7 protein-coding genes are annotated in these 12,411 nt (G+C 64.5%); 4 read left to right on the top strand and 3 right to left on the bottom strand.

Annotation, left to right across the window (positions count from 1 at the left end):
• Nucleotides 1–64: 64 nt before the first annotated feature.
• On the bottom strand, nt 65–709 hold the full coding sequence (locus NMG10_RS02445; RefSeq protein WP_232856980.1) for a helix-turn-helix transcriptional regulator: 645 nt from the start codon (nt 707–709) through the stop codon (nt 65–67).
• A 229-nt stretch (nt 710–938) separates the two neighbouring features.
• Here NMG10_RS02445 and hisN point away from each other — a divergent pair, with 229 nt between their 5' ends.
• The 3 genes from hisN (at nt 939) to NMG10_RS02430 (ending at nt 3,770) form a co-directional block, all read left to right on the top strand.
• A complete protein-coding gene (hisN, locus tag NMG10_RS02440) occupies nt 939–1,730 on the top strand; it encodes a histidinol-phosphatase (RefSeq protein WP_203646408.1) in 792 nt (263 codons plus the stop codon).
• A 111-nt stretch (nt 1,731–1,841) separates the two neighbouring features.
• Complete coding sequence (locus NMG10_RS02435; protein WP_203646410.1) at nt 1,842–2,576, top strand: hypothetical protein; 735 nt, start codon at nt 1,842–1,844, stop codon at nt 2,574–2,576.
• 237 nt (nt 2,577–2,813) lie between these two features.
• On the top strand, nt 2,814–3,770 hold the full coding sequence (locus NMG10_RS02430) for an AraC family transcriptional regulator (RefSeq protein ID WP_203646413.1): 957 nt from the start codon (nt 2,814–2,816) through the stop codon (nt 3,768–3,770).
• Nucleotides 3,771–3,819: 49 nt separating this feature from the next.
• On the opposite strand, the gene NMG10_RS02425 is transcribed toward NMG10_RS02430, so the two are convergent.
• Complete coding sequence (locus tag NMG10_RS02425) at nt 3,820–4,518, bottom strand: pirin family protein (protein WP_203646415.1); 699 nt, start codon at nt 4,516–4,518, stop codon at nt 3,820–3,822.
• Nucleotides 4,519–4,705: 187 nt separating this feature from the next.
• On the opposite strand from NMG10_RS02425, the gene NMG10_RS02420 reads away from it, so the two are divergent.
• Nucleotides 4,706–7,210, top strand: coding sequence for a UvrD-helicase domain-containing protein (locus NMG10_RS02420; RefSeq protein WP_254463761.1), 2,505 nt, complete (start codon nt 4,706–4,708; stop codon nt 7,208–7,210).
• A 2-nt stretch (nt 7,211–7,212) separates the two neighbouring features.
• Here the strand turns inward: NMG10_RS02420 and NMG10_RS02415 are convergent, their stop codons facing one another.
• The gene (locus NMG10_RS02415) at nt 7,213–12,213 is read right to left on the bottom strand and encodes a DUF6543 domain-containing protein (protein WP_254463759.1); all 5,001 of its coding nucleotides are present in this window, start codon (nt 12,211–12,213) and stop codon (nt 7,213–7,215) included.
• Between the last annotated feature and the right edge of the window lie 198 nt (nt 12,214–12,411).

Raw genomic sequence — 12,411 nt, 5'->3', positions numbered from 1 at the left:
CTAAATGTCGATATCTTCTACGAATGCGCATAAAAAACTCAAAACAAGCACCAAAGAACCCAACTCACCCCTCAGCATACATCCACCTCATCAACGAATGCCGCCCACTGATCCCCAACTTGATCGCCGCCCTGCGCAAGTAGCTCTCCACCGTATTGACCTTGAGCCGCAAATGCTCGGCCTGCTGCGGCGCCGTACGCCCGGCCAACAATCCTTCGCACACCTGCATCTCCCGCTCCGACAAGCTGATCCCCGTTTGGCGCAGCCGTTCGAGAAACCGCTGTCCAAGGCTGTCGACATCCACCGGTTCAGGCGCAACTGGCTGCAAGGCATTGATGTGCTTCTCCAGCATCGGCATCAGCAACGGCGAAATGTCTTCAAGCCGGCTGCGCTCGGTCGCCGAAAAGCCAACCCGCGGGTCAGCCCGCAACACCGTGATCTCGTAGCGGTAACCATCCTTGCGTCGCGCCAGGTGCAGGCGGGCAGGGTCGTCGAAGTCTTCGCCCGAATCACCGGCACTGAACACCGTCTCGCTGATCAGCGTCGCGTCCGGGCGGGTGGCGCAAACCGGGTCGCGCAACTGGCGAATGTGTGTGGCATCAATAGTCAGGTGGGTCTGGATCAGGTCGTGCAGATACCGCGGAAAATGGCGGCTGCCGGTACTGGCTATGACTTTGCCGATCTGCGGGAAGAGCAGGTGCGAATTCATCGTGTCATCCATGATAGGCGTTGGAACAAAGGGCCCGCGCACGCCAGTGACCAGCGTCCTTGACTGCCGGCGGGGCCGTTGGAGCTGCTTGCTATCCTAGTACAACGATTGAGTGACGGTTAAATGAAGCAGGAATAATGGCATAACAATATCATCGATCCCGCCGGGCATCCGCCTTATCGTGCAGTCGGGTATGATGCCGATCCTTTCCCATCACGAGGCCCGCCCCATGTCCCTGAGCGCTGACCAGATCGTCGAATTCCGCCATTTCGCCGAACAGCTGGCCGAGGCCGCCGCCACCGCGATCCAGCCGTACTTTCGCGCCAGCCTGGATGTCGAGGACAAGGGCGGACGCCTGTACGACCCGGTGACGGTCGCCGACAAGGCCGCTGAAGAGGCCATGCGCCAGCTGATCCAGGTTCATTATCCAACGCATGGCATCCTTGGCGAGGAGCAGGGCGCCGCACAGGGTAGCAGCCCGTTGACCTGGGTGCTCGACCCAATCGACGGTACCCGAGCCTTCATCACCGGCCTGCCGCTGTGGGGCACCCTGATCGCTCTCAACGATGGCGAGCGCCCGGTGGTCGGCGTGATGAACCAGCCGTTCACCGGCGAGCGCTTCATCGGCACCCCGCAAGGCGCATGGCGCGGCGAAACGAAGCTCAAGACCCGCGCCTGCGTCGACCTGGCCTCGGCCACGCTGATGTGCACCACCCCTGACATGTTCGACACCCCGGCACGCAAGGCGGCCTTCGAGGCGGTCGCCGGCAAGGCGCGGCTGATGCGCTACGGCGGCGACTGCTACGCCTACTGCATGCTGGCTTCGGGGTTCGTCGATGTGATCGTCGAGGCGAGCCTGCAGCCGTACGACGTGCAGGCACTGATGCCGATCATCGAAGGGGCGGGCGGTGTCATCACCGCCTGGGATGGCAGCTCGGCCCAGGACGGTGGCTGCGTGGTGGCCTGCGGCGATCCGGCGCTGCACGCGCAGGTGGTGGAGATGCTGCGTCACGCCATGTAAGGCTGTGCGCCCGCAATCGGCCTCGCCATCGCACTTTTTCGCATTTGTGCGTTCTATGCATGGCCAGGCCCCGCCGATCCCCGGCTGGGCCGACGACTTCCACCGGTGCCGATGGCCGTACGACGACATGCTCAGTTTCCCCGCCGCCTGCTGCTGGCCGGTACCCTGGTGTGCCTGGCCGCCTGCACCCAGCAACAGGGGCGCGACATGCTCACCCAGTTCGGCAACGGCAAGCCGGACGAGCTGTTCCAGACCAGTGTCGACCGCATGGCGACCCTGGCCATGCGCGACAACCTGCAAAGCCTCTACTTGCTGATGAACAAGCTGTACCTGCGTAACCCCAGCCAGTGGAAACAGTCCGGGTACCTCGACGCCACCACGGCGGCGCGGCAGATCCGCATCGCCATCGAGCAGCGCCAACCCTTGCCGCAACTGGGCGAGCGCCGTGACCTGGCGGCCCTGAGCTACGCCCTGAGCCCTGAATTTCGCGGTGATCGGGTCGGCGCGTTCATCTACGCCATCGGCAGCATGCTGGTTACCGCCCATGGCGGGCGCACCGAGTTCTACATGACCGACACCCTTGACCCGTTGTTCATCAACAACGCTGCCCGCAACATCGAGAAGGCCACCTGGATGCTCAGCCAGCGCCAGGATGCCAACGGCGTGCTGCTGCTGTTCTCCAACGAGATCTCCGAGCAGGGCAGCAACCTGAGCTTCGCCGTGGAGTTCGGCAAGGTCGTCGCCCGCCTGGACCTGCTGGCGCAGATGCTCGATGAGCGCTACCGACGGATCGGCCTGAACTATGCGCAGAGCCTGCTGCTGATGAATTTCCTGCCGGTGCAATGATCCATGTCCGCTGATCGCACAAGCTGACCCGGTCACTGTCCGCTGTCCGCCCGGCGTTTGTCGCCTGCGCATTGCCCAGACCCCGGGTTTTTGCTTAGTGTGGGCTTTGCCAGCCGACCGTCACCTGCCCCGACACACACCGCGCGGCTGAATAGAATGACCGTGAACGACCACCTGCGCACCCCTCGGTAGCCGCAGGCGGCGCCCATAACAATAACGATGGCGAGTGCCTTGTCCATGGAAAGCCGCCTGCTGAGCGAGCAAAGCTGCGTGTTCCACCACGCCGACCCTTATGCCGTGTCCGACTATGTGAACCGGCATGTGGGCCAGCACCATATCGGCCTGTCCCGCACCACCCACCCCCAGGCCAGTCTCAGCCACCGCAAGTTCGCCGAGCTGGACCTGTGCCGCATCAGCTACGGCGGCAGCGTTCGCGTTACCTCGCCGGCACTGGAAACCATCTACCACCTGCAGGTGCTGCTCAACGGCAATTGCCTGTGGCGCGGGCACCAGCGCGAGCACCACCTGGTGCCGGGCGAGCTGCTGCTGATCAACCCGGACGACCCGGTGGACCTGACCTATTCCGAGGATTGCGAGAAGTTCATCCTCAAGCTGCCGGTGCACCTGCTCGACAGTATCTGCGCCGAACAACGCTGGCAGCGCCCCAGCGGCGGTGTGCGCTTCCTGCGCAACCACTACCGGCTGGAGGAACTGGGCGGTTTCCTCAATCTCTTGGGCATGATCTGCAACGAAGCCGAAGTGAGTGGCTCACTGCCGCGGGTGCAGGGGCACTACAGCCAGATCGTCGCCAGCAAGTTGCTGACGCTGATGACCACCAATGTGCGCATGGAGACGCTGGGCGGGGCGGGCATGGGTCTGGAGCGGATTCTGGACTATGTGGAGCGCAACCTGAAACTGGAGGTGAGCGCCGAGGCGCTGGCCGAGCAGGCGAACATGAGCGTGCGCTCGCTGTATGCGCTGTTCGATCGCCACCTGAGCACCACGCCCCGGCAGTACATCCGCCAACGCAAGCTGGAGCGCGTGCAGGCCTGCCTGAGCGATCCCAGCTGCGCGGTGCGCAGCGTCACCGAACTGGCGCTGGACTACGGCTTCCTGCACCTGGGGCGGTTTTCCGAGAGCTATCGCCAGCGTTTCGGTGAGTTGCCGTCGGAAACGCTCAAGCGGCGAGGCTAGCCAAAGCGCGGGACAAACCCAAGTGGGCTTGCCCCGTGTTCGAGGTGGATCAGGCCACATCCACCAGCACGATCTCGCTGTCCTGCAGCGCGGTCACCTTCAGCACCGTCTCCTGCTCGATCGCCACGCCGTCGCGCGCCTTGGCCTGCAGCCCGTTCACTTCGACCAGCCCCTTGGCCGGTACCAGGTAAGCACGGCGCCCTTCATCGAGACGGTACTCGGCGCTTTCCCCGGCGCGCAGGGTAGCGGCCACCAGACGTGCATCGGTGCGGATGCGCAGGCTCTGCTCATCGCCCTCGCGACCGCTGGCCAGGGTCACGAAACCCTCGCCACGCTCGCCTTTGGGGAACGGCCGGGTACCCCAGGACGGCGCATCGCCGACCTTCTCGGGGATGATCCAGATCTGGAAGATCCGCGTGTCGACCTTCTCCAGGTTGTACTCGCTGTGGACGATGCCGCTGCCGGCACTCATCACCTGCACGTCGCCGGCCTCGGTACGGCCCTTGTTGCCCAGGCTGTCCTGGTGGGTGATGGCACCTTCGCGAACGTAGGTGATGATCTCCATGTCACGGTGCGGGTGAGGCGGGAAGCCTGCGCCGGCGGCGATCAGGTCGTCGTTCCAGACACGCAGGTTGCCCCAGTGCACACGCGCCGGGTCATGGTACTCGGCGAACGAGAAGTGATGGTGGGCGTCCAGCCAGCCGTGGTTGGCGTGGCCAAGGCTCTCGAAGGGTCGCAGTTGCAGCATGGTGATGCTCCTCTGATTCGGTGGAATGGGGCCATGATGCGGCTTTAATAGATCGATAAAAAGCGTAAATATCGGCTTTGTATGATCTGATAATTCGATAATATTTGGTGTGAATCAGCATGCGTTTCATCGCCTAATGCCCTGATCCATAAGCATTCGCTGGCACTTTTGCGTGGATGAGGCGAACATGCCCGTTGTTTCGACTTTCAATGGAGTGACCGTGCCTCACGAGCATCCCCAGGCCCCGGCCGACCTGACCCCGCCCGCCCAGTTGCCCTGGCTGCGCCGCCTGGCGGCCCGCCTGCTAGGGCGTGGCCTGTCGCGCCTGCAGGCGCAGCACCGTGACTCCTGGTTCCTGGGCCACGCCACGGGGCAGCGCAACGGCCATTCTGACGGCCTGCGCGAAGGCTATGAGCGGGGCCGGGTGGATGGCTATGAGGCCGGGCGCCAGGTCCTGGTAATCCGCGATACACGCCCCGAGCATGTCGCCGTGCCGGGCCAGGACGACAACCTGTTTGACGACTGGCGCCTGCCGCTGACCACCGAGCTGAAGAAGCGCTTCAAGGCCGATGTCGCCCAGCGCCTGCCTGCCGAGGCGCAACCGAGCGCGGCGCAGTGGAAGCTGATCTTCAGCGACACGCCGTCCACTTGCGTGGTGGCCGGTGCCGGGGCGGGCAAGTCGACCTCGCTGGTGCTGCGCATCCTGTTGCTGCGCCACTACCTGGGCTTCGAACTCGATGCCCTGACCGTGGTGACCTTCACCCGCGAGTCGCGCAAGGACTTCATCCAGCGCCTGCTGCAGGTGTTCGCCCTGTGGCAGGTTGAGCTGTCACCGGCCCAGGGGCGCGAGCTGGTGCGCACCTTCCACTCGCGCATCCTGCCACTGGTGCGCAGCCTGCCGGGTTTCGCCCAGGTACGGGCGTTCGAGACCCTGGGCAGCGAGATGCCCGTTGGCAGCGAGGCCAGCGCCGACAGCAATCCGTTCGACCTGCGCCTGAACGACGCCCAGCGCCAGCAACTCAACCTGTGCTACCGCGACCTGATGGGCCAGAGCCCGCGTTTTGCCCAGTTGATCGGGGCGCTGCGCCAGGAAGCCCTGCTGCTCAAACCGCTGGATCCGGATCACCCGGACGTGCAGAAACGCGCCCAGGTGACCCAGTTGGCGGCCCAGCGCGACGAGGAGTTGTGCGATGTGATCGAGGACCTGTGGTTCGCCGCCGGCGCCTGGCCGATCAAGGGCATCGAGCCGTGCCGGGACACGGTGCAGATCCGTGGCAGCCGCTTCCATGTGCACGGTCGCCTGGAAGGGCTGGATGCCTGGGTGGTACTGGGCTTCGACCCAGCCGAGAGCGGCCAGTACCAGCGCCCTGGCGCCAAGCTGGCGGTGCGTGCGGAATGGGCGGTTAAACGCACCCTGTTTCAAGCTTTCTGTGATAAGCCATTGATATGGCTTGATAACTACTCATCGGCAAAGCGCTTGGCGGCATCCTTGGCGGGTGATGCCGTGGCGGGTCCTGGCTTCGAGTACAAGGTCAAGGGCGAGCTGGCCCCGGCGCCGCTGCTCGACGCCTTCGTCACCGCGGCAAGCTTTATCGAGAACCTGGGCCTGGACGTCAATGCCGCAGTGGCGGCCATGAGTTTCCCGTCCGGCGACACCGATGCGGTCTTCTTCGAAGCCCTGGCCTTGTACTGGAAGGCGCTGGAGGCTCATCTGCTGGCCCAGTCGCCGCCGGTTATGACCTACAACCGCATGTTCGCCCTGTTCGGCGAGAACAACCCGGAGAACCTCGGGCTGTTGCCCGACCCGCTGCTGCGCCCCCTGGCGCACCTGATGATCGACGAGTTCCAGGATGTCTCGCCGCAGATCGTCAGCTGGCTGCGTGCGAGCCTGACCGAGATTCGCCGCCGTGGGCCGACCCTGCATGCCGGACGGGTGGCGCAGCATTCGTCGCTGATGTGCGTGGGCGATGACTGGCAGTCGATCTACGGCTGGCGCGGCAGCTCGCCGAAGTACTTCATGGAGTTCACCAAGGCGTTTCTGTCCCCCGCCAACACGCGGGTGATGCTGGTGGAAAACTACCGCAGTCAGCAGCACATCATCGATGCCGCCGAGCACCTGGTCAAAGGCGCGCCGGCCATCACCGGGAAGAAGGCCAGGGCCGCGGGGCCTGCGGCCGAGCTAGCGCTGACGCCGGTTCGGGTCTTCGACCGCGACGAGGCGGCACTGGCCGAAACCGTGATCGAACACTATCAGCGTGGCGAAACGGTCATGATGCTGTTTCGAAAAACAAGCGATAAGTTATTGATTGAACAGCATTTATCGGCAGTTATTAAGGCTGATTCTAGCTTGCCGCATGGCCAGCGCCGCCTGCGCCAGCTGACCTATCACAGTGCCAAGGGCCTGCAGGCCGATGCGGTGTTCATGCTGGGCGATTGCCAGTACCTGACCAGCTCGCCGTACAAGAACCAGGTCTACCGCCTGGCCGGCCTGGGCAAGCCAGGTGATGCCCAGGCGTTCGACACGGCGCAGAAGGAAGAGGTGCAGCGCCTGGCCTATGTGGCGGTCACCCGGGCGGTCCGCCATTGCTATTGGCATGTGGAGAAGGCCAGCGGCGAGGCTGCCGGGCAGCCGCGCGCATCAAGCCAGGTGCAGGGCCGGCAGGTCTTCTTCGAGGACCTGCGCGGCCAGTAGCTTCAGTCGTTGGGATCGCGGCGGGTGGTCAGGCGCAGGTAGAGGCCGTCTTCGTCCTCCTCCAGGCCCAGGGCCATGCGTTTCATGCCCGCGATGTAAGGCTCGTTGGTGATGGCCTGGCGCAGGGGCTGGCCATCTTCGCCAAGGGGGCTGCGGCCCAGTGCCTGGGTCAGGGCCTCGATTACCGGGGGTTCCAGCGTGTCGTCCAGTTCATTGCCTTCCAGGTAATCCAAGCCGACGTCCCAGCGGCGCCTGAGCGCATCGAAGCGGTTACTGTACTCCCGGCGCAGTAGACGGCGCCAGGTTGGGTGACGGGAGATCCATTGGCGACGCAAGTCTGCGCTGGCGTCTTGTATCTCGACCTCGTCATGTACCGCGTCTTCGGTCCACGTAGAGACCTCGGCGGTTTGCCGGTAAAGCATCTCCTGCTGCGGTTCGGGGAAATCGAGACGCCTCGACAAGCGGGTGCGCAGGGCCAGGCGGATCTCGATCAGATCCAGACCTTCGCCCAGGCCGTTGTGCAACACGTCGTCCGACAGCGTATCGAAGCGATGCAGGTCCGGCAGCGCAGGCCTGGCGCCACGCTCGCCCAGCGGCCGGGCTTGCCAGGCGTCCAAGACTCGCAGTGCATCGCGCCGCGCCAGTCGCGCGTTATAGAGGTCCTGTGCCAGGGCGTTCACCTGATCACGCCGGAACAGGCGCCGGAAGAATTGGAACAGAGGTGGTGTGGCAATCTCCATGCCTGCGGTTTCATCGTAGGCCATGACTTCGATTTGCAGCGTACCGAACCCATCGGCACCGGCATCACCGCAACTGACCGGGAATGCGGCGGCCACCTCGTTCAGCCGCCTGCGCAGGCGGCTACTGGCAGCTGCCCGGTCAAGCAGCGTCCAGACCTGGCGGGCAAAGACCTCGGGTTGACGCAGCGCACTGGCCGACATGCCGACCTGTTCGACCACATCACGCAGGCAGGCATTGCGGTCGCCTTCAAATAGTGCGTTCCAGGTGGCTTGCTGGGCATTGCTGGCGTTGTTCAGCCAGGTTGTTCGCTGCGCTGAAGCTGGAAGAGGTTCCGCGACTGCTTCTTCCTCGACGGAGGCGCCGATTACCCTGAGACTTTCTCGGGTCCGTTCATCCAATGGGTTGTAATTGAAGCGCCAGCGATAATTGGCGCGCCTTGCCAGCAGATGGTCGAAATAGGCAGAGTTCAGGAGGGTGTCGAAATCGGGAACCTGCCCGATGCGATTCATGCTCAGGTCCACTTCGCGCAGCATGCAGGGGGTGCGTTGCATCAAGGTGCTGAGCCCGGTGGGCCACTGCTGAAGTTGGCCGCTGTCCAGGCGCAGGGTGGCCAGATTTTCCAGGCCGCTCAGGTCTGGACTGAGGCCCAGCGGATTCAGGGTCAGGTGCAAGTGCCGCAATTCGCGCATTGAACGGAACGCGCCCGCCATGTCCGCATCCAGCGCAATGCGGTTGGCCCGCAAGTCCAGGTTCTCCAGGCGCAGGCCTGCGATCATCTGCAGGTCCGCCAGGGTGAGGGTCAGACGGTTGCGGGGCAGTTCCAGGCTGCGCAGATTGTTCAGGGTCGGCAATACCTCGTGGGCGGTGACCGGCAGCTGACCCAGGCGCGCACTGCTCAAGCGCAGTTCTCGAAGTTGCGGGGCATTGCGCAGCGCTCGCAGGAGCGATGTGGCGCTGAGTTGCGGGCTGCTGCGTACATCGACTCGGCGCAATGACGGGAAGGCCTGCAAAAAGTCGGCGGGTATCTCGATCACATTGAGGTTCTCCAGCGTCAGCGTGGTGATGTGATCGAAACGTGTCGATAGCGGCGGCAGCGCATCGAGGGCGACATTGGACAGGCTGAGCATCTCGCCGTCCAGGCGTTGCCAGGCCCGGATCAGCCGGTCGGTGGTGGTGGTGTAAAACGCGCCGACTTCCTCGCCCCAGTCGTTGGCGCCTGCGCTGGCCCAGGCGCCAAGTTGCTCGCGCAGCACTGCCAGTTGAGTGCGCATCACCTGTATCTGCTCGGTCGCGCTACCTCTGGCGCGCAGGGTGCCCAGCAATTGTCGGATCTCGCGCCCCGTGAGCCCGGGGTACAAGGCGTGCAACTCGCGCTCGGCACGGGAGGCGAACATCCCAGGGCTGAGCGGGTAGCCATACCGGCCATCGCTCAGCCGCAGTGGCGAGCGAAAGCCGGTGGGCATGGGTTGCTGGCCAATCAGCCGGGCGGCGGCGGATCGGTCGGCGAGTGCCGCGTGATAGCGCTGTTGCGCGGACCATTGCGGGTGGCGGGCCACCAGGTTGTCGCTGATGAGCTGGCTATCGGTGTTGGCCAGGCTGTTGCGGTACAGGCCAAGAATTGCACGGTCCAGTCGCACGCGGGCTTGCAGCAGCCGTGCTTCCTCGGCGATACGCATCGGCACCCGGCCTGCAAGCAGGCTGTCCCGTTCGGCACTGTTGGCCTGGCCGGCCAGTTCGTCGAGTGCCCGCCAGGGCAGGCTGGGAAACTGCCGAGCGATGGCCAGGGTCGCGGGGGAAGCTGCCTTGGGCTGGTTGCTGTACAGACTGTCGAACAGCGATGCCCGCCTTGCACTCAGCCGGTCGGCCATCAGCGTCTGCAAGGCCTGTTGATGTTGATCGCCTGGAGTTCCTTCAGGCAACAGTGCCGCCACCGTTTCTTCGTCCAGGTTTTCCAGGACGATCCTGGCCAGGTATCCATTCTCAAGGTCGCTGCGGGTCACCTGTATCACCTGGTCGCCGAGCCGGTTGCGGCCATAGCGGGTGGCGCTGCCCATGGGCTCGGCACCGTCGAACACCTCCAGCGCCACATCCTCGGGCCAGCCGGGCAGTTCGCCGAGTACGCTGATGGCGAATTGTTTGTAGGCGGCCAGCGGACGGCCCTGGCGGGTTCGGGCGATGATGGTGTCGGCGGTGCTGTCGGCGTTCAACCGTCGCAGGGCGTCCTCGAGCAATGGCGCAGGGCGTCTGCCGTCGGCGTGGGCCTGTTCCAGCACGCCACGCTCCAGGCCGCTGCTGTCGAGTGCGGCCAGCAGGTCCTCATCGGTCAACCCCTTGCAGAGTGGGCCGAGACGACGCATCAGCTTGACCCGAGGCCACGCCTGAGGCCGCTCGTGCGCCACGCGCCAAGCGCCGTTGCCATTGCCGTGCAAGCGTGGCTGGTAGGCCTGTGGATCGTCCGGGTGGAGGATTCGCCAGTCCCCCCCGGCATCTTTGCGGACCTCGTGGAGGGCATCGTCCAGTTCCAGGAAATGCCGATCGTCATACTGCAGGATGCCTTCATCGTCCGGCTGCAGGTCCACCGGTAGTTCGACCGGGCTGCGATAGGGCGCGAGCTGAGGCTGCCACAGCCGTTCCTGGTCATCGAGCCGGAGGCTTTCCATCCAGTCGACGAAGCCCGAGGCCTTGGCCAGCCTGGCGACACCGGCGATGGCGACCACACTGCCGAGGTTGACGAGCAACGACTCGACCTGGCTCACGGCCTGGGCGTTGTCACCTTCGGACCAGGCCTCGAAACCGTGGAAGATGCTGCTCATCACCTGGCCGGCGCCTACGGCCAGCATGGCGACGTCCAGGCCCGGAACGAACATGGCCGCCACCCCCAGCAGGGTCAGGCCGCGTTCGCCCCACAGCATCAGGCGTTCCTCCCGGGCCTTGGTGTCGATATCCGCCGTCGGTACCGCTACCCTGCGAGCGTCGTCCAGCAGCCGCTGCACATGGTCGTTGAACAGCTTGGGCCACACCGGGAAGGCAATGGGCGTTTCATGTACCGCCAGCGCGGGGAAGCGGACGGGACGCGGTGCTGACTGATCATCTGATTCGCTGGCAATCTCCCTTCCTTGCCAGGGATGCGTGGCGGGCTCGGTCTCGGCAAAGGCCGGGGAAGGTGTCTCGAGAGGGGTCACTTCGGCCAGTGGGCCTTCGAACAACCTGGCCTTGAGTTTTCTTGCCAGCTCCGGGCGATCCTTCAGGGCGACATGTTCCAGAAAACGTTCGCGATAGTCGGGCTCCAGCAAGCGGCGACGCAGGTACCTGCCGAAGGCCAGCAGGTTGATGAATTCCTGTACAGGCCGATCGTCGTCGAAGGGCAGGTAGGCGATATAGACGGGATCGGACTGTCCGTCTGCCGCCAATAGCCACAGGTCGTGCAGTTGCGTGCCCAGCATGCTCAAGGTCCGCACAGAGGCTGTTGCCGCTCCGTAACCTGGCGCCTGGTCGCTGGCGCAGAGCTGGAGCAAAGCCTGGAGACCATCATCGGTCAGGTGTCCACGCATATGGGCGATCAGCGCCTGCGCGGTGAGTTCGTCGCGCCGCGCCTGGCTCCACAGCGGTTGCAGCACGTTTTTTCGCCTACCGCCATAGAAGCTTCGCAGGTGCTGCTGATAGCGCTTGCCCAGGTCGAGCGCACGGCAGTGGCCGACAAAAGCGCTGGTACTCAGACCTGGGACCGGGGTGGTGTCGTCGACGCTGAGCTGCAAGGTGCTGAAGGGGCCGACTTCGGCCATGCCTTCGAAGTTGTGCAGGGCGGCTTCGAGCAGGCTGGTGAGGGTGGCGGCGCCGGACGGTTGTGCGCTCGGGATCGCAGGGCGAGGCCTGTCATGGGAGGCATCCGGATCGGGGAACTCGCCCTCCAGACCCTGGGTGAATGGTTGACGGCTGAACTGCGCTTGCGTGAGGGAAACCTGAACGCCCAACCGCGCCTTCAGCAAAGGCTCGCAGAACTCGGTAATGCCCTGCAGGCCCTGCAAGGCCTTGGCCAGTGCCTTGCTGCTGGCCGCACGCTGCTTGATGGCTTGGCGCAATTCGGCTTGTCGGACAGGGGACGCCAGGACGAACCAGTCCGCGAGCTGCCCGTCCGGTTGGACGTGCTCCCGGTGGGCGCGGCGCAACAACCTTTGAGCGTGGGCTGGCTGCAGCTGTCTGGTCCAGCCTGGCAGGCTGCGCAGGATCTGTTGCCGGTGGTAGGGCGGGTCGATGCTATGCATGGTCGCATTCCAATGAAGGGGAGCGGCCATTCAAGTGCAGGTGGCAAGGTCTCGGGCGGTACATAATTGGGCCGTCGCCAGGGTGATGGCTGACACGCCCCAGACCGTTTGGCCCACAGCACCTGCGGCGGACTCACCGTCGGCCATTGACGGCGACGGCCTAGGGTCAGTCGGCGGGGACGCTGCTATGGTCTAGAC

This window comes from Pseudomonas sp. DVZ6 (assembly GCF_024259445.1).
GTDB lineage: Bacteria > Pseudomonadota > Gammaproteobacteria > Pseudomonadales > Pseudomonadaceae > Aquipseudomonas > Aquipseudomonas peradeniyensis.
The sequence above is the reverse complement of the archived record's forward strand: the minus strand, read 5'-3'. Positions and strand labels throughout refer to the sequence as shown.